This window comes from Rhodococcoides kyotonense, from assembly GCF_900188125.1.
Taxonomy (GTDB): Bacteria; Actinomycetota; Actinomycetes; order Mycobacteriales; family Mycobacteriaceae; genus Rhodococcoides; species Rhodococcoides kyotonense.
In genome coordinates this window covers 1-16788 of record NZ_FZOW01000028.1, presented here as the reverse complement: position 1 = coordinate 16788, position 16788 = coordinate 1, and the positions used below count along the sequence as shown (strand labels likewise).

The window sequence follows — 16788 nt, the reverse complement described above, 5'->3', positions numbered from 1 at the left end:
CACCTTTTCGAGAATGGAGTGTTCCTATGTCCGACACGATCAATCCTGAGCTGGAAGCGATCCTCCGTGAGGAGCTGCAGATCGACACCTCCCGCATACACCGCAACTCTCATCTGATCGACGAGGTCGGCCTCGACTCTGTCGGTTTCGCAGTAGGCATGGTGGCCATCGAGGAGAAACTCGGTGTCGCTCTGTCGGAAGAGGAATTGATGAACTGCAACACCGTTGCAGATCTCGAAGACGCAGTCTTGGCGAAACGCCGATGAGCCAGTCGAGCGTGCTTGCCGCCGCGATCTCGACATCGATGACCGAATCGACCGGGGAGCTGGTCGTTTTCGAGTCCGGCACGAAGGAGTGGCGCCGGTATCCGTGGAAGGATGTACATGCCCGTGCAGAAAAGATCGCGCGCGAAATCTCGAAGAATCCGTCGCCGGTCGGCCTGATCGGCGATCCGGGATTCGATCTGATCGCAGCAATTCAGGGCGCATGGTTGGCCGGAACGTCGGTCACGATCTTGCCCGGTCCGGTTCGCGGCGCCGACACCGCCCGATGGGCCGAAGCGACCGTCGCACGATACGAATCCATGGGTGTGCGAACCGTCCTGGGTAGCGGTGATCAGCGCGAGAGTCTCGCAACCGTGTCGAGTTTGCTGAACGTGGTCGAGGCGTCGGAGTTCGCTACGGGCGCGGAAGTATTCGAGGCGTCGCCGGCGATCACATCGCCTGCGATTCTCCAGGGGACAGCAGGATCTACAGGGGAACCACGGACCGCGGTGCTGTCTGCTGCCGCCGTTCTGGCCAATGCACGAGGACTTCTGCAACGACTGAGTGTCGACGGCAGGACCGACATCGGCTTCACCTGGCTTCCTCTGTACCACGACATGGGACTTGCGTTCCTCACCGCGAACATGGTGAGCGGAATGTCGACGTGGATCGTCTCCAACTCCGCCTTCGCGGCCGCGCCGTTCAAGTGGCTGGACTGGTTGACCGAATCTCGCGCCACCATCACTGCTGCACCGAATTTCGCGTACGACATAGTGGGTCGGTACGGGAAGTTCCTGCACGACGCCGATTTGTCGTCGATTCGCGTAGCGATCAGTGGGGGAGAACCCATCGACCCCAAAGCTTTCGACGTTTTCCTCCAGCAGACAGCGCGATTCGGTTTCGACCCTGCGGCCGCCGCGCCCGCGTACGGCATGGCCGAATCGACCTGTGCGATCACGATGCCTGCTGCAGGCGACGGAGCACGGTACGACGACGCGGAGGTCGATGGCTCGCCGCGGCGGTACGCCGTGCTCGGACGTCCCATCGACGGTATGGAAGTTCGTATAGCCGAGGCTGCAGTGGAGACACCGGTGATAGTCGGCCGAGACGTCGGTGAGATCGAAGTGCGGGGAACGTCGATGATGTCCGGGTACCTCGGTCAGGACGCGCTCGCCGACGGCGAATGGTTCAAGACAGGCGATCTCGGTTACCTGGTCGACGGCTGTCTGGTCATCTGTGGTCGTGCCAAGGAATTGGTCATCGTGGCGGGGCGGAACCTGTTCCCGGTCGAGATCGAGCGAGCCGCAGCACAGGTCGAGGGTGTCCGAAGTGGTGGCGTCGTCGCCATGGCGCGTGAGAACACGGCCCGACCCGGTCTGGTGATGGTCGCGGAATACCGTGGATCGGACAAGGAGTCGGCACGCAGTGGCGTCATCGGCGCCGTCGCGTCGTCGTGTGGGATCGTGCCAGGCGACGTGGTGCTCGTCGAGGCCGGAACCCTCCCTCGTACGACGTCGGGCAAACTGCGGCGCCTCGAAGTGAAGAGGCTCGTCGAAACAGGTGCTCTGGCATGAACGACGACGACTATCGCGAGTTGTTGGCGAAGGTATTCGACGACGAAGTCCGCGGGTGGACGGCGGAAGCAGAAGTCAGCGAACGATTTCCACGTAAATTGCTCGAACGTCTCGGTGAACAGGGCGTCTTCGAGGCGAAGTGGGCGCAGGGCGCAACACCGGACGTGCCGAAGTTGTTCGAACTCGCTTACCGGTTGGGCGAACTCGGTTCGGCAGGAATCAGCGTCGGTGTGAGCCTGCACGATTCCGCCATTGCGATCCTCCGGCGCTTCGGTAAGTCGGATCATCTGAAATCGGTTGCTGATCAGGCGATTCGAGGTGAGGCCGTCCTTTGCTTGGCTGCATCGGAATCGTCGGGCGGATCCGACCTTCAGATCGTCGAAACCGAGGTCGCCACCGAAGGGGACGGGTACCGTGTCCGGGGGCGAAAGAAGTTCGTCTCGCTCTCGCCCATCGCCGACCACATCCTCGTCGTTGCTCGCAGTGTCGACCACGACGCAGCCAGTCGCCACGGCAACGTCGTGTTGATCCTCGTTCCGACGACGCAGGTGACGATCGAACCGCCGTACCGCAAGGTCAGCGCGGGGCCGCTGGACACGGCGGCCGTCGAGATCGACACGTGGGTGCCCGCGGACAACCTCATTGCGCGGTCTGGCACAGGACTGGCAGCCGTGAGTTGGGGACTTGCTCACGAGCGATTGTCGATCGCGGGACAGGTCGCGGGATCGTGCACTCATGTTCTCGGAATCACGGTGGCTCGCATGAAGAATCGAACGCAGTTCGGCCAGTGTCTGTTCGATCATCAGGCGCTGCGGTTCAGGGTTGCCGATCTTGGGGCGCGCGTGGACATCCTGCGCTATGCATTGAACGGTGTTGCGGCCGAAGGCAAGGTCGACCTTCGAACCGCTGCGGCGTTGAAGGTTTCCGCTGCCCGGCTCGGAGAAGAAGTGATGAGCGAGTGCATGCACATCTTCGGTGGATCCGGCTTCCTGTCCGACGAGACGCCGCTCGGCCGTTGGTGGAGGGATATGAAACTCGCACGGGTCGGCGGCGGAACCGACGAGGTGCTGTGGGAACTCGTCGCCAACGCCATGAAGCCCGACTACGACGGATACGAGCGACTGGCGCGAACGATCAGTTGAGCCGCATGGCAAGAGTGCTTGAATGGCCCATTCATGTTGACAGACAACATGAATGGACCATTCAAGTGATGTCGGAGCGCACTCTCAGGACATGTCGGGTAGATCTCCGGGTGTGCGGGGAACGACGAACAGTGCGATGCGACGGTCGGCGCGCATGTCGTGCTCACCGAGGAAGACGCCGCCTGCGTATTCGGACAGCCTCCGCATGGCCGTGTTGCGGTAGTCGGGTTCGAAGACGATGCGGCGGCAATTCGGGTCCAGGTCGAACACACTCTTGATGATCTTGGGCAACAGAAGCGCACCGAAACCTTTGTTGACGACGCTCGAGTCGGCTATGGCGGCGTGCATTCCGATGTCGTAGGAGTCCGACGGATACACACCGGCGATCTGGTCCTTTGCCGCCCGATAGATCTCGAGGTAGCCGATGTCCTTGCCCTTGAACGAACCGATCAATGGTCGCGAGTACTGCCCGTCGAGCTGAGCCTGCAGGTGGGCATGCCAGCGTTCCAGCGGCCAGTCGTACTCCCAGGCTTCGGCCAGATGCGGTCGATTCATCCACTCGGTGATCATCTCGGTGTCCGGTGCGTCCGGCGACGAGATCGTCGTCTCGGCAACCCTGATCGCATACGGCTCGGGAACGGCAGGGATCGGGGGAGCGGGAACGGCACGAACGTCGTCGGCGATGTCGTGCAGTTCGCGGGCGAGGACGGGAAAGGTCTCGGTCACGGTAGTCGCAGTCCTTGCTTGGGTACGGGAATGTGCTGGCAGAGGCCGAAATCGGACATCGTCGAGACGAAGCGGGCTTCGGGTACCATGCGTGCCGAAGCAAGGGTAGCCTTCGCTATGCCCTCGTGGCTACTATGCGCATTCGCCGGATCGCAGCGGATGCCAGGACAGAGAGACGGACAGCAGATGTCGAGCACGCACGACGCCAGCACGAGAGACGCAGGCGACACCTCTGGACAGAGCGAGGTTCATCGCGCCAAGCGAGAACTCGACGTTCCCACCATCCTTGCGTCGGCTGGGATTTCGGCCATCGTAGCGGCGCTTGTCGTCGCCATCGGCGTCGTCGGAATCGTTGTCGTCTACGGCAATCGAGTCGACACGACGACTGCAGCCCAACCGACCGTCGTCAACTTGGCCCCTCAGGCCGCGACAGCAGCTCAAGCAGCCCCAGCACCCGCAGCAGCCCCGGCACCCGCAGCAGCGCCTGCGCCTGCGGCGTCGACGGCTGCGTCGGCTCCTGTCGAACAGGTGGCGCCGAGCGGAGGGGGAGCCGGCGTAGGATCCGGTTCCACCGCGACGCAGCAGGCACCTGCGCAGACTCAGGCGCCCGAGGAGACAGCGGACGCGCCGCTGGTTGCTCCTGCGGCGCTCAGTCCCGAACAGCTCAACACGAAGGTGAATACGATCATGAACGTCGGCGGTGATCGTTTCGCCCGTGGGGACGAGATCGAAGGCGGTGAAGCGGCGTTGTCCAGCGTCGATGCTGTCGCAGCGTTCATCAACGTCGCGGGTGGTGCCTTCACCTACTCCATGTCCGGTCCGGTGGAGGTCGACGGTCAGAGCATGAGTGCCACTCTGGTGATGTCGTTGGCGGGAAGCGGCACGAGATCGCAGCAGCTGACGTGGATCTGGGCCGGTGACAAGTGGAAGCTCTCCAACGCCAGCGTGTGCGGCATCGCGTCGTACGCCATGCTGCCGTGCTCGGTCTGAGTCGAACGGGAATCGAATCCATGCGACACAAGGCAATTACCACCGCTGTACTGACGTGTGCAGCCGTACTCCTCGGGGCATGCTCGTCCGTCTCCGATGCACCTGCGGCCGCACCCGTGATGATCACGCTGCCCGACGGTAGACAGGTGACGATCGACGGAACCCCGGAACGCATCGTCACCCTGGGAGGGCAGTGGACCGACGTCGCACTCTCCTATGGGATCACGCCGGTCGGCTACTACGACGCGTTGGAGACCGCCACCGGAGACACTGCGCCGTGGTTCGGAGCTGAGTTGTCGGAGTCGACGGCGATCGACCCGAACGGCGATCTGGTCGAGCAGATCGCGGCATTGCAGCCTGATTTGATCGTTGCTCCCGGATTCGCAGCGCAGGCATCGCAATTCGACAAGCTCTCCGAGATCGCGCCTACCATCGACAAGATCAGCGGTGAGCAGATCGACCCGTGGGAGGACATGGTCACGCTGATGGGCGTCATTCTGCACGAGCCGGCGAAAGGGCAGTCGATCGTCGACGACGTGAACACCGACGTCGCGGACCTCGCTGCCGAGTATCCCGGGCTCGCAGGCAAGAGCTATTCTTTCGCCTTCATGTACGGACCCGATCAGATTCAGGCATTCGGCAGCGCGACCGACGGTGCCGCGCAATTGTTCTCGACGCTCGGTCTCGTGGTGGCGCCGGCTCTTGCCGACGAGACTGCGAAGACCGGACAACCTCGGTTCCCCATCAGCGTCGAAAACGTACCGCTGCTGAACTCCGACCTTCTCGTCATGAGCGCGAGCACCCCCGAACTCGAGGAGCGCCTGGTCGGTCTACCGAGCTACGCGAATCTCGATGCTGTGAGAAGCGGTGCGGTATCGCTGTTGTCGCAGACCGACATCACGGCGATCAACGAACCGTCGCCGACATCGATTCCGTACGTGTTCGACAAGATGAGGCCTGCGCTCGCGGCGGCAGCGGCCGGGTAGATCATCGGCGTCGAGACATCAGAAGCAGGATCGATCCGAAGACCACGGTCATGCCGACTGCCCATGCACTCGCGCCGAACACGGCGTTGGAATCCGCTGTACCGGAGGCGAATCCACGCATGACTTCGACGATTTTCGAGATCGGGTTGGCCTCGGCTACAGGCTTCGCCCAACCTGGGAGATCCTCGAGCTTCACGAAACCCGTCGACAGAAACGAAAAGACGAGCAGCACAGCGCTGAGAGCGGCATTGACGGCTTCCGCGGAACTCATCCATTCGGCCACCGCCAGCATGAACCACGCGAGACCGAACCCGTAGACGAGCGGAAACGTCAGAAATCCGATGATGTCGCCGAACCCTGCGTCGGGACCGAATCGGAAGCCGAGAGTGAAAGCAACAGCGGTGACGACGAGGGCCGTCATCATGTTGCGAACCAGATCCGCTATCGCGCGGCCTGCGAACGGGGCGATCGGTGAGACCGGAAGCGTCTTCATGCGGATCTGGAAGCCGGAGACCCGGTCGGTGTGTGCGTCGATGGCGGTTCCGAGGGTCGCGAAGGTGATCCCCATCGCGATGAACAGTGGTGTGCTGTAGTCCACGTATTCGGAGAATCCAGCTCCGGGCATGACGACGTCGGCGAAGCTGACACTGAGGAACAGCATCAGGATGACCGGGAACCCGATGGCAGCCATCGGCGTCGTGGGAGACCGACGCATCAACGTGAAGGCGCGTCGAGTCATCAAGACGGTGTCGAGTACCAGGCTCGGCTGTGGTGCTCGGTCAGTGGTCATCGGATCCTCCCGAATGCCTGCGATCCTGCCCAACCGCCGACGACGATCAGCGCTGCACACCATACGAACGCGATGAGAACAGTGCTCGTCGCACCGGCGGTGCCGGCCGTCGACAGGGCGCGAAGCCCGTCGGCGACGCGGGTGACAGGTTGCTGCTCTACCACCGGTTCGAGCCAATCCGGATACGCGCTCGTCGGCACGAAGCAGTTGGACAGCAGCAACAGTGGGTAGTAGAGCAGACCGCCGACCGACTGAGCGGTGTCGGCCTTGGCGATCGCGTAACCGATTGCCAAGTACAGCAACGATGTTGCGGCACCGAAAGTCAGGGCCAGAACGAAGAACAACACTGCCGTGCCGACGCCGTTCTCGAATCGAAAGCCGAGAGCATATCCGGCCAGTAGTAGAACGACGATGCTCATCAGGGAGCGCACCAGTTCTCCGACCAGCAGCGACAGCACCGGGGCGGTCCGCGCGACCGGCATCGATCGCAAGCGATTCACCATACCGCCCGACGCGTCTTCGGCCGCCCACACCGACGCAGACATGGCGCTGAAGAACATCGCCTGAATGACCACGGCGGGAAGCAGATACTGCGCGTAGTCGATGCCGAGCCGTTCCATCGGAATCCGGAAGACCGCGTAGAACAGCAGCGTGAATATCAGCGGAAGAACCAGCGCGCCGACTATCGATGCGGGTCGACGGGACATCAACCGTAGGTGACGGCCCGCAAGCCACAGCGTGTCCCCGACAATCGAGGAACCGACATCGGGCGAAATGGTGCTCATGCGGACACGTCCGCGCGCGTCGAACCGGTCAGCGAGAGGAAGACGTCGTCGAGACTCGGTTCCTGGAAACCGATTTCGGCGACGGTGATGGCGTTCTCGTCCAACAGACGCACCACTTCGACGAGTGTGTCCGAGCCGGCTGCAGGGATTCCGAGGGAATCGTCGTCCGTGCCGGTGACGGTCCAGCGCGTCTCCAACACCGTTCGCGCGCGGTCGAATTCGTCGTGCACCCGCACCCGAACCGAACTGCCTCCGATCCGCGCCTTCAGCTCGGACGACGTGCCGGAAGCGATGACCTTGCCGTGATCGATGACGACGATCTCGTCGGCCAGTTCGTCGGCCTCCGCGAGATACTGTGTCGTCAACACGATCGTCATTCCGGACGCTTTGAGCTCTCGCACGATGTCCCACAACGCGTTACGACTGCGCGGATCGAGGCCGGTGGTCGGTTCGTCGAGGAACAGGACCTTCGGGCTGCCGACCATCGACGCCGCAAGATCGAGCCGGCGCTTCATCCCGCCGGAGAACGTTCCGCTTCGCCGGTCCGCGGCATCTGTGAGCGCGAACTGACGCAATAGTTCGTCTGCCCGCGCGCGGGCGCGCCCACTGCCCAGCTTCAGCAAGCGGCCGAACAACACTAGATTCTCGCGGGCAGTCAGGTTGTCGTCCAAAGCAGCGAACTGCCCTGTGAGCCCGATGCGTGAACGTACGGCGCCGGGGTCTGTCAGCACATCGATGCCGTCGACGCGTGCAGTGCCCCCGTCGGGACGTACGAGCGTCGTCAGCACATTGATCGTGGTGGTCTTGCCTGCCCCGTTGGGGCCCAACAGGCCGAGAATTCGTCCTTGCCGCACTGTGAGGTCGACGCCCTGGAGCGCTTTCACCTCACCGAACGATTTCGTCAGCCCCTCTACGTGGACAATGACTTCGCGGTCGTTGCTTCCTTCGTCGGTCATGAAACCTCCAATCTCCATCCGGCGGAACGTGAGCGCTCATTCCAGAACCCCGCGTATCGGCCGCCTCGGGCGAGAAGCTCGTCGTGAGTCCCCCGTTCGACGATGCGGCCGCCGTCGAGGAACAGGATCTGATCCGCGTGTACGACGGTCGCCAATCGGTGTGCGACGACGAGTACGGTCTTGTCGCGGGTCAGTTCGTGGATTCCTCGGACGACGACTGCCTCGCTGTGCGGGTCCAAAGCGCTCGTTGCTTCGTCGAGAAGAACGATCGGGGCGTCCTTCAGCAGCGCTCGGGCAATCGCGACTCGTTGACGCTCTCCGCCGGACAGCGTCGTGCCTCCTTCTCCGACAGGGCTGTCGTAGCCGTCGGGGAGTCGCTCGACGATCTCGTCGACCCGAGCCACCGCGCCCACTGTCCTGACGTCGTCGTCCGATGCGTCGGGTCGTCCGATGCGAATGTTCTCGGCGATCGAGCGATCGAAGAGATATACGTTCTGAAAGACCAGGGACAACTGATCCAACAACGTCGCCGACGGTTGCCGACGGACGTCGTGTCCGCCGACCGAGATCGATCCCGAACCGACGTCGGCGTAACGCGCGACAAGCCGGAGCAGGGTTGTCTTGCCCGCACCGCTGGGGCCGACGACAGCGGTGGTGGTGCCTGCAGGGACGGTGAACTCGACGTCCGACAGCACGGGGGAGTCGGCATCGTATCCGAACGAGACGGCGTCGAACGTGACAGCTGGTGGGCCCGGGTTAACCGATGAATCGAATTCGGGCAGAACGGGTTCGGCGAGCAGCTCGGTAGCGCGATCGACAGAGGACGAAGCAGAGCGCAGTGCGCCCGCGAGCTGGGCGGCCTGATTCACCGGCTCGATGAACCGCGCGCTCACTGCGATCAGGGCGACCGCGGCGGCAGCGGAGACCGTACCCCCGGTTACCTGTCCAACGACGACGTACGTCAATGCCAGGAACACCACCTGAACGACGAGTCCGAACACGATGACACCGGTGACTGCCGAGAATACGTTGCGGGTCGCGGCCGTCTTTTGAGCGTGCAGTGCGGAGTCGAGCGCTCGGTTGCCGTGACCCACGGCGCCGAATGCGCGCAGGACCGGTTGTGCCTGAGCGAATTCGACGACTCGTGTATCGGCCTCGGCTGCTGCGGCATGCGTTCGTCGGTCAGCTGTGAGGTAGGCGCGGTTGCCCAACCTGTTGACGGCGAACAGCACCGGTGCGGCGACGAGCATGGACACCGAGATCCGCCAGTCGACGAACAGCATGCCGACCGCAACGCCGACCGGTACGACGACGCTCGTGATCAACTTTGCGGTCAAATAGGCTACGGCACCTTGGATTTCACGGACGTTGTCGACCACGACCCGTGACAGTGCTGCAGTACTGCGGGATTCGAACCATCCGAGAGGGAGCGCATTGAGGTGGTCACCGAGCCTGGTTTGGAGACCGAGCTGCATTCCGATCGCGATGCGCAGGCCGAGTGTTGCCTGCAGGAATGTGAACACCCCCAACACCGCGACGGTGACAGTCATGACTGCTGCCCAGAGCCATGCCCTGCTGATGTCGTCGTCGAACAGTGCTTCCAACAGCGGTACGAGCAGACAGTACGCGGCTGCCTGTGTCGATGCCTGAGCGATCGTGACGCCGACGAGCCTCGGCGTGAGGGAGTTGAGCTCGTCGGGTACCAGTCGGAAGGCTTTGTCGATCATCGGTTCTCCTCGATTGCGGTCGCGGACATGGCACCGAGCGCAGCTTCGTCGATTTCCCACAGCGTCTGATACAGACCACCCGCGTTCCTGAGGTCCCCGTGTGCTCCGCGTTCGACGATCGATCCGTTGTCGAGTACCAGGATCTGGTCGACGCCGGTGATGGTGCCCAGACGGTGTGCGATCACCAGCACGGTGCGTCCCGCGACGAGGGTGGCAAGTGCATCCTGCACCGCTGCTTCCGATTCCGGATCGGCGAACGCGGTTGCTTCGTCGAGAACGAGGACGGGCGTGTCGGCAAGCAGGGTTCGCGCGATGGACAGCCGTTGTGCCTCCCCGCCGGACAACAGTGCGTCCACACCGATCTCGGAGTCGTACCCTCTGGGGAGAGCGACGATTCGTTCGTGAATGTGGGCCGCGCGTGCGGCGTTCTCCAGCGCGGTCGAATCTGCGTCGGGACGCGCAAGGAGCAGGTTCTCGCGCACAGTGCCTGCGATCAAACGGACATCCTGGAAGACGAAGCCAACGGTTCGGTAGAGCTCCTCGGAGTCGACCTCACGAATATCCTGTCCGCCTATGGTGATTCGTCCGGCGCCGACGTCGTAGAACCTCGGCAGCAACGCAGCCAGCGTCGACTTGCCGGACCCGGACGGCCCGACGAGTGCGGTGATGGTCCCTGGTCGGAGCTCGAATGTTATGTCGTGCAACACCATGCGGTCGGAACGGTAACCGAACGTGACCGAATCGAATCGGACGGTTCCGTCCGCCACTGCCCCGGAGGGTGTGACGGTGCTGGGCAGTTCGGGTTCCTGCTGTATCTCGTGCAGTCGTTTCGCAGCTGCCGACGCTTCTCGAAGAGTCTGGCTGCTGTACCCGAGGCCCATTACAGCACTTCCCAGGCCGAGGCCGACCAGGAGAAACGGTAGGATATCGATCGCGTCGAACCACTCTCGTCCGACGCCGATCAACCCTCCGATCATGATCAGCAGCATCACGAACACCGGCGAGATGATGATGTCGGCCGTGGCCTGCAGGGTGATCATCGGAGTCTTGAAGCGTCCCAGGCTCTTTGCCTGACCATCGATCGAATCCTGGAACGTGCGATGAGCTTTCCCTGCCTGGCCGAACGCGCGAACGACCTGGATTCCGTCGATGTACTCGATCGTCGTGGACTGAGCTCGACGAACCCAACGATTGTAGATCGCAAGCCGATCGCGGCTCGGCTGATCCATCATGCGACTCAACAGGATTGCGTAGACGACCAGTGGCAGCAGAACTAATAGGGCGAGGCGCCACTCGACGGCGATCAAGTACGCGAGTGTCACGACGGGTACGACGACGGCACCGACGAATTCGAGTCTCGCGTGGGCAACGAGATAGTGCAACGCCTCCACATCGTCTTGGAGGTATCTCTTGACCTCACCGGAACTGTGAGAACCGAACCAGCCGAGCGGAACTCGGGTGAGCTTCTCCGCGAGCGCTCGGCGGAGGGACAGTTGGAAGCCGGCGTCGGTGAGGTGCGACAACGTCATAGCCGATGCCTGCAGCAGGATGTGAAGGCCGAGGGTGCCCACCGCGGCGAAGAGCAGCAGCCATACGCGGTCGGTGTCGATGTCGTCGTCCAACAGTTCGCGACACAGTTCGACGATCAGGATGAACGGTGCGACAGCGCAGACCGCGGCAGAGGCCATGATCACGCTTGCGGCGTTCAACCGTGTCCGGACCGGAGCCAGGATAGCGCGACGCGCATCCGCTTCTTCTTCCTTGATCCGCTTCGCGACACTGCGAGGAAGCCGATTGCCCGCCTCGTTGGATGAAAGCGGCTCGGACCCACCCGTCATGCTGACTCACTCCTGTGTCGCTCCACGCGGATCGCACCGCCGGACGGTTGACATCTTCGCATCAGTACCAGAGGTTAGCCTAACCTCGTTCCGATTGGGTGTTCGACCGTACCGGCGTATACGAGGAGCACGTCGTCGACGACACCGAAGGCGCGCACTGTGCGGTGTGCAAATGCAGGTAACTCGACCCTCTACTCAAGGGTTGCGGGCTGCGGCTGCGAGGAGATCCCGCCGCTCTGCCGATGGTCGTCGTGGGCAGCTGGAGCATTTGTCCGCCCCCTGGGTTTCGTACAGTAGACAGCAGGAGCAGCGTCGAGTGAACCGGCGACCGCCGACATCGACGAATCTGGGTGTCGGGAGGGGCGCTCGCATCCTCTCGATCACCGCGGTGGCGAATCGGCTGCCCAGTTCTCGATTGTCCAGTGCAGCACCGACATCGAGAGCACGATTTGCAATGGAATCGGTGGTGATTGCCCAGAGGACGCGTCGACGCACGCCGGAGGCAGACGACAGCACGTCGATGACGGCGCCGAGGGTGTTGTCGAAGGCGGCCGACAGATGGTCGATGTCGAGGATGCGGTCGGTGCAGACACCGCCGAGATACCCGTTCGCACGCAGAAAGCATGTCGAGGTCTCCAGGGCTGGGTCGGCTGCGCGGCCCGTGACCATCGACGTGGCAACTGCGACGAATGCCAGTGTGCTGCTGGCCGAATACCACCACAGTGTGGCGTTGACGCGGTCGTCGTCGCAGTCCCAACGTCTACCGGTGTCGTCGACGCGTGCGCGGATCCAGGCCGAGTCGAGCATGATCGTCGCCGGTAGATCGAAGGGGCCGTCGAGGTAGTCCGCGAGCGCCGGCACCCGCTCGATCGTCTGCGAGTAGATGCTCATGCGAGTCCGTGGATGTCGAGGCCGAGCGCGGGGTGTGCGCGCACGGTGGCACGGATCCCGAAGACGTCGGCCAGGAGTCGTTCGTCGAGAATCTCGACGGTCGGTCCACTGGCGACTACGGATCCGCGGTCGAGTACAGCCAGCGTGGTGCAGTATTCGACGGCGAGCCGTAGATCATGAACGGTGACGATGATGGCCACGCCGTCGGCGGCGAGATCTCGGACGGCGTTCATGACGACGAGTTGGTGGCGCAAGTCGAGGTGGTTGGTGGGCTCGTCGAGCAGCAGGATGCGCGGTTGCCCAGTCAGCGCCCGAGCGATGGCGACGCGTTGGCGCTCACCGCCGGACAATGCGCCGACGTCACGGTCGGCGAGGTCCAACAGATCGACACGCGCCAAACACTCCGAGACGATGCGTTCGTCGCTATCGCTCGGGCGGTCGAACCAGCCGCGGTGGGGTACCCGCCCCAGCCCGACGGATTCTCGGACCGTCAGTCCGACAGAGGCTTCCGGTTCCTGAGTCCCGACGCCGACTGTCCGCGCGAGCACTCCGCGTTTCATGGTGTGAGCGTCGACGGCGTCGACCAGAACCGTTCCCGTTGTCGGTGTCAAGGCTCGATAGCAGCAACGCAGTGCGGTCGTCTTGCCGGACCCGTTGGGTCCGACGAGTCCGAGAATCTGGCCGGGTCGCACGTCGAAGTTTATGCCGTGCAGTACTTCTCGTTTGCCGAGACTGACGGTCACGTCGTGAACGGACAGGCTCATCCTGTGGTCCTCCCGTATTGGCGGTACAGCATGAACACGAAGATCGGCGCGCCGATCAGGGCGGTGACGACACCGACGGGTACCTCGGTGCTGCGCGCGATCGACCGGGCGAGGGTGTCGGCGCAGACCAACGCGACGGCACCGAGCAGCGCTGCGACCGGCAACAGTCGAGTTGCGCGGGTTCCGACGATGTAACCGGCGAGGTGGGGAACCAGTAAGCCGACGAATCCGATTCCGCCACCCACCGATACGGCTGCACCGGCCAGCATCGAGACAGCGAGAAGCTGGATCACGCGGAAGCGTCGTACGTTCAAGCCGAGCGCAGCGGCCCCGTCGTCGCCGGTTTTCAGTAGGTCCATCCGAGGGGCGCTGAGCAACAACAGCGTGCCGACGACCACCAGTGCCACGGTGGGGAAGGTGAGTGTTGCCCAGCGGGCATCACCGAATCCTCCTGCGAGCCAGTGCAACACGCCACCGAGAGTGTGTTCGTCGGCGAAGACGAGCAGCGTGAAGGTGATCAGCGCGGAGAACACGCTGCCCAGGGCCACGCCGACGAGAACGATGGCCGTCGACTGTGGATATCGGCCGCCGATGAGCAGGGCGAGGAAGAGCGGGATCATCGCTCCGATGAATGCTGCGGCCGGGATCGTGAACACACCGAGCGCTCCCGCGCCGATACCCATTGTCATCACCAGCACGACGCCGAAGCCGGCGCCGGAGGACACTCCGAGCAAGTATGGATCGGCGAGCGGGTTGCGGGTGACTGCCTGAGCGGAGCCGCCTGCAATGGCGAGCGATGCGCCGACGACAGCGGCAGTCAACGATCGGGGCAGGCGGGATTCGACGACGATCACTGCTCGAGCTTCGGTCCACCAGGACTCGAATGCATCGGGCATGATGCGGTGGGCGACGATCGCCCAGACGTCTCCCATGGGAATGCGGACCGAGCCGAACGACACTGCCGCTGCGATGGCCAGGATCAGCACTGCGGTCAAGGCGACGAGGAGAGCCCCGAACCCGATCGCGGACCGTCGTGGTGGCTCGGGTGTTGTTGTCCTCGTGGGTCTTCCGGTAACGGCGACCATCAGGAGTCGAACCTGTCCGGGTGCAGTGCGCGGGCGATCGTGTCGACGCTGGTCAACAGTCGGGGGCTCTCGAAGAAGTCGTCGAGTGGGACGACGATGAAGTTGTCTTGCTGCACTGCAGGGGTGGTGGCCATGATCGGTTGGCTTTTCAGGAAGTCGATCTTGCCCTGGGCGGTGGTGTCGCCGTAGTCGAGCACGACGACGGCCTGCGGGGCGCGTTCGCCGATGATTTCCCACGTGGTGTCGAGGTAGGGGCGTTCGCCTTCGGGGAATATGTTCGCGGCTCCTGCATAGTCGCCGATGAGTTGGCCGACACCGACTCCGCCGATCGTGGTCGGGACGTCTTCGCCGGAGTCGTAGAAGAACGTCGGCGTCGGCGTGACTCCGGCAAGCGCGTCGTTCGTTTCCGTCAGTTCGGCGACGACTCGGTCGGTGATGCCCCGGGCAGAGTCTTCGGCGCTGAGTATGTCGCCGAGTTGTGTGTAGTCGTTCTCGAGCATTCCGATGTCGGGGAATCCGGATCCGCAGTATTCGGAGAACAGGAACGTCGGGATGCCGACCTCGGTGAACGAGTCACGTGACCGGCCTTCCTTGTCGTTGAACGCGCTGCGCATACCCCCGACGACAAGGTCCGGGTCGAGGTCGAGGATTTGTTCCTTGGTGGGGTATTCGTCGGCGAGGCCGTCGATCCGAGCGAAGGCTTCTGCAGTGTCGGGGGTGGGGGTGGCGTTGCGGTAGCCCATCCCGACGATGCGATCGGCGACGCCCATCTCGATGAGGACTTCGGTGACATGGTCGTTCATGGAGATGATGCGTTGGGGTGGTGCGTCGAACTGTTGGGTGAGATCGCAATTGGTGATGGAGATGGGCTCGTCGAATGCGGCCGTGTCGGATGCAATGTCGAGAGTGTCGCCGCGAGAACAACCGGCGAGCACGAGTGCGAGCGCAGAGCCGAGCGCAAGAAGACGAGCGGTGTGGGTAGAGCGTGACATGAGAACCTCACTTGGAGCTCAGAGCCACGAAATGAGAGTCAGCACGCGTCCGCGAATCGGCCACGAGCTGGACTGCCGATTCGTAGACCACGACGAATGGGTTGTCGCACACCGGTCGTCGGGTAATCGGGCTCGCCGTCTCGAGGAACGAGGTGGCCTACCGTTGCGGGTCAGCGCCGGATTTCGACCGGCTTCCCCCTACGACTGGCTTGCTTGTGCAGACCTGCAGTATGCACCAACTGTGAGGCCACGATCATTCGGGGATCCTGGTACCTGAGCGCGAGCGGGTGGATTCATGCAGGCAGCGTGCGTAGACAATCCCATTGCCTACGCACGCTTTCATCGAACTATGGTGCAGGAGTGATCATTTCAGTTCTGCGAGGACGGTGCCTTGGGTGATGGCGGATCCGGGTGTGACGGTCAGTCCGGTGACGACGCCTGCTTTGTGGGCGTTGACGGGGTTTTCCATCTTCATCGCTTCGAGGACGGCGATGAGGTCGCCTTCGGCGACTTCTTGTCCTTCTTCGACGGCGACCTTGACGACGGTGCCCTGCATGGGTGCGGTGACGGCGTCTCCGGAGGCAGCGCCTGCGCCTGCGCCGCCGCGCTTGCGGGCCTTGGGCTTACGCCGTACGGCACCGTCGGATGCGGCTGCGCCGCCGCCGATCGAGAACTGGCCGGGGAGGGAGACCTCGACGCGTCGCCCACCGACCTCGACGACCACGGCCTGACGGGGCAGCGCCTCGTCGTCATCGAGGGCTTCGCCTGCGGTGAACGGTGCAACGGTGATGTCCCATTCGGTTTCGATCCAGCGGGTGTGAACGTCGAAGGAGTCGCCGTCGCCGATGAACGCCGGATCGGAGACCACGGCAGCGTGGAATGGGATGACTGTGGCGAGGCCTTCGACCTTGAATTCGGCCAAGGCGCGACGCGAACGTGCGAGGGCTTCGTCGCGGGTGGCGCCGGTGACGATCAGTTTGGCGAGCATGGAGTCGAACTGGCCACCGATCACGCTGCCGGATTCGACACCGGAGTCGACGCGCACGCCGGGGCCTTCGGGGGCGATGAACGTGGTGACCGGTCCGGGTGCGGGCAGGAACCCGCGGCCGGCGTCTTCACCGTTGATGCGGAACTCGAAGGAGTGTCCGCGCGGTTCGGGGTCTTCGGTGATGGAGAGTTCTTCACCGTTGGCGATGCGGAACTGCTGCAGCACGAGGTCGATGCCGGAGGTTTCCTCGGTGACGGGGTGCTCGACCTGCAGACGGGTGTTGACCTCGAG

Annotated in this window: 16 protein-coding genes and 1 riboswitch; of the genes, 5 read left to right on the top strand and 11 right to left on the bottom strand. The window is 63.3% G+C overall.

Translation table 11 applies throughout. The features are described 5' to 3' along the window. Positions 1–26: 26 nt before the first annotated feature. The 3 genes from CHB96_RS27425 to mbtN are packed head-to-tail and all read left to right on the top strand — an operon-like array spanning position 27 to position 2979. Entirely contained in the window at positions 27–266 is a 240-nt protein-coding gene (locus tag CHB96_RS27425; RefSeq protein ID WP_089252323.1) for an acyl carrier protein, read from the top strand. Then, positions 263–1837, top strand: coding sequence for a long-chain-fatty acid--ACP ligase MbtM (gene mbtM, locus CHB96_RS27420; RefSeq protein ID WP_089252321.1), 1575 nt, complete (start codon positions 263–265; stop codon positions 1835–1837). The genes CHB96_RS27425 and mbtM overlap by 4 nt, the downstream gene beginning before the upstream one ends. Next, complete coding sequence (gene mbtN, locus CHB96_RS27415; RefSeq protein WP_089252319.1) at positions 1834–2979, top strand: mycobactin biosynthesis acyl-ACP dehydrogenase MbtN; 1146 nt, start codon at positions 1834–1836, stop codon at positions 2977–2979. Before mbtM ends, mbtN begins: the two co-directional genes overlap by 4 nt. Before the next feature lie 84 nt (positions 2980–3063). Here the strand turns inward: mbtN and CHB96_RS27410 are convergent, their stop codons facing one another. Then, on the bottom strand, positions 3064–3705 hold the full coding sequence (locus CHB96_RS27410; protein WP_089252317.1) for a GNAT family N-acetyltransferase: 642 nt from the start codon (positions 3703–3705) through the stop codon (positions 3064–3066). Between the two features lie 186 nt (positions 3706–3891). Between CHB96_RS27410 and CHB96_RS29880 the strand changes: the two genes are divergently transcribed. Beyond that, positions 3892–4695 (top strand): MTB12 C-terminal domain-containing protein, encoded by an 804-nt coding sequence (locus tag CHB96_RS29880; RefSeq protein WP_089252315.1) that lies wholly within the window; start codon positions 3892–3894, stop codon positions 4693–4695. 20 nt (positions 4696–4715) lie between these two features. Next, positions 4716–5681 (top strand): ABC transporter substrate-binding protein, encoded by a 966-nt coding sequence (locus CHB96_RS27400; RefSeq protein WP_089252363.1) that lies wholly within the window; start codon positions 4716–4718, stop codon positions 5679–5681. A gap of 1 nt (position 5682) precedes the next feature. Here CHB96_RS27400 and CHB96_RS27395 read toward each other — a convergent pair whose 3' ends face one another. From CHB96_RS27395 to CHB96_RS27350, 10 genes are all read right to left on the bottom strand, one after another. Further along, on the bottom strand, positions 5683–6471 hold the full coding sequence (locus CHB96_RS27395; RefSeq protein ID WP_089252313.1) for an ABC transporter permease: 789 nt from the start codon (positions 6469–6471) through the stop codon (positions 5683–5685). Further along, a complete protein-coding gene (locus tag CHB96_RS27390) occupies positions 6468–7256 on the bottom strand; it encodes an ABC transporter permease (RefSeq protein ID WP_089252311.1) in 789 nt (262 codons plus the stop codon). Before CHB96_RS27390 ends, CHB96_RS27395 begins: the two co-directional genes overlap by 4 nt. Then, on the bottom strand, positions 7253–8212 hold the full coding sequence (locus CHB96_RS27385; RefSeq protein ID WP_089252310.1) for an ATP-binding cassette domain-containing protein: 960 nt from the start codon (positions 8210–8212) through the stop codon (positions 7253–7255). The genes CHB96_RS27390 and CHB96_RS27385 overlap by 4 nt, the downstream gene beginning before the upstream one ends. Next, the gene (locus CHB96_RS27380; RefSeq protein WP_089252309.1) at positions 8209–9939 is read right to left on the bottom strand and encodes an ABC transporter ATP-binding protein; all 1731 of its coding nucleotides are present in this window, start codon (positions 9937–9939) and stop codon (positions 8209–8211) included. The genes CHB96_RS27385 and CHB96_RS27380 overlap by 4 nt, the downstream gene beginning before the upstream one ends. Continuing rightward, complete coding sequence (locus CHB96_RS27375) at positions 9936–11777, bottom strand: ABC transporter ATP-binding protein (protein WP_089252307.1); 1842 nt, start codon at positions 11775–11777, stop codon at positions 9936–9938. Before CHB96_RS27375 ends, CHB96_RS27380 begins: the two co-directional genes overlap by 4 nt. Positions 11778–11972: 195 nt before the next feature. Further along, a complete protein-coding gene (locus CHB96_RS27370; protein ID WP_089252305.1) occupies positions 11973–12668 on the bottom strand; it encodes a (2Fe-2S)-binding protein in 696 nt (231 codons plus the stop codon). Next, a complete protein-coding gene (locus CHB96_RS27365; RefSeq protein WP_089252303.1) occupies positions 12665–13432 on the bottom strand; it encodes an ABC transporter ATP-binding protein in 768 nt (255 codons plus the stop codon). The genes CHB96_RS27370 and CHB96_RS27365 overlap by 4 nt, the downstream gene beginning before the upstream one ends. Then, a complete protein-coding gene (locus tag CHB96_RS27360) occupies positions 13429–14517 on the bottom strand; it encodes a FecCD family ABC transporter permease (protein WP_089252301.1) in 1089 nt (362 codons plus the stop codon). Before CHB96_RS27360 ends, CHB96_RS27365 begins: the two co-directional genes overlap by 4 nt. Beyond that, entirely contained in the window at positions 14517–15509 is a 993-nt protein-coding gene (locus tag CHB96_RS27355) for an ABC transporter substrate-binding protein (RefSeq protein ID WP_089252299.1), read from the bottom strand. Before CHB96_RS27355 ends, CHB96_RS27360 begins: the two co-directional genes overlap by 1 nt. A 100-nt stretch (positions 15510–15609) precedes the next feature. Continuing rightward, positions 15610–15750, bottom strand: a riboswitch (cobalamin riboswitch). A gap of 123 nt (positions 15751–15873) precedes the next feature. After that, positions 15874–16788: biotin/lipoyl-containing protein (locus CHB96_RS27350; protein ID WP_141136589.1), on the bottom strand; the 915-nt coding region annotated here is incomplete at its 5' end.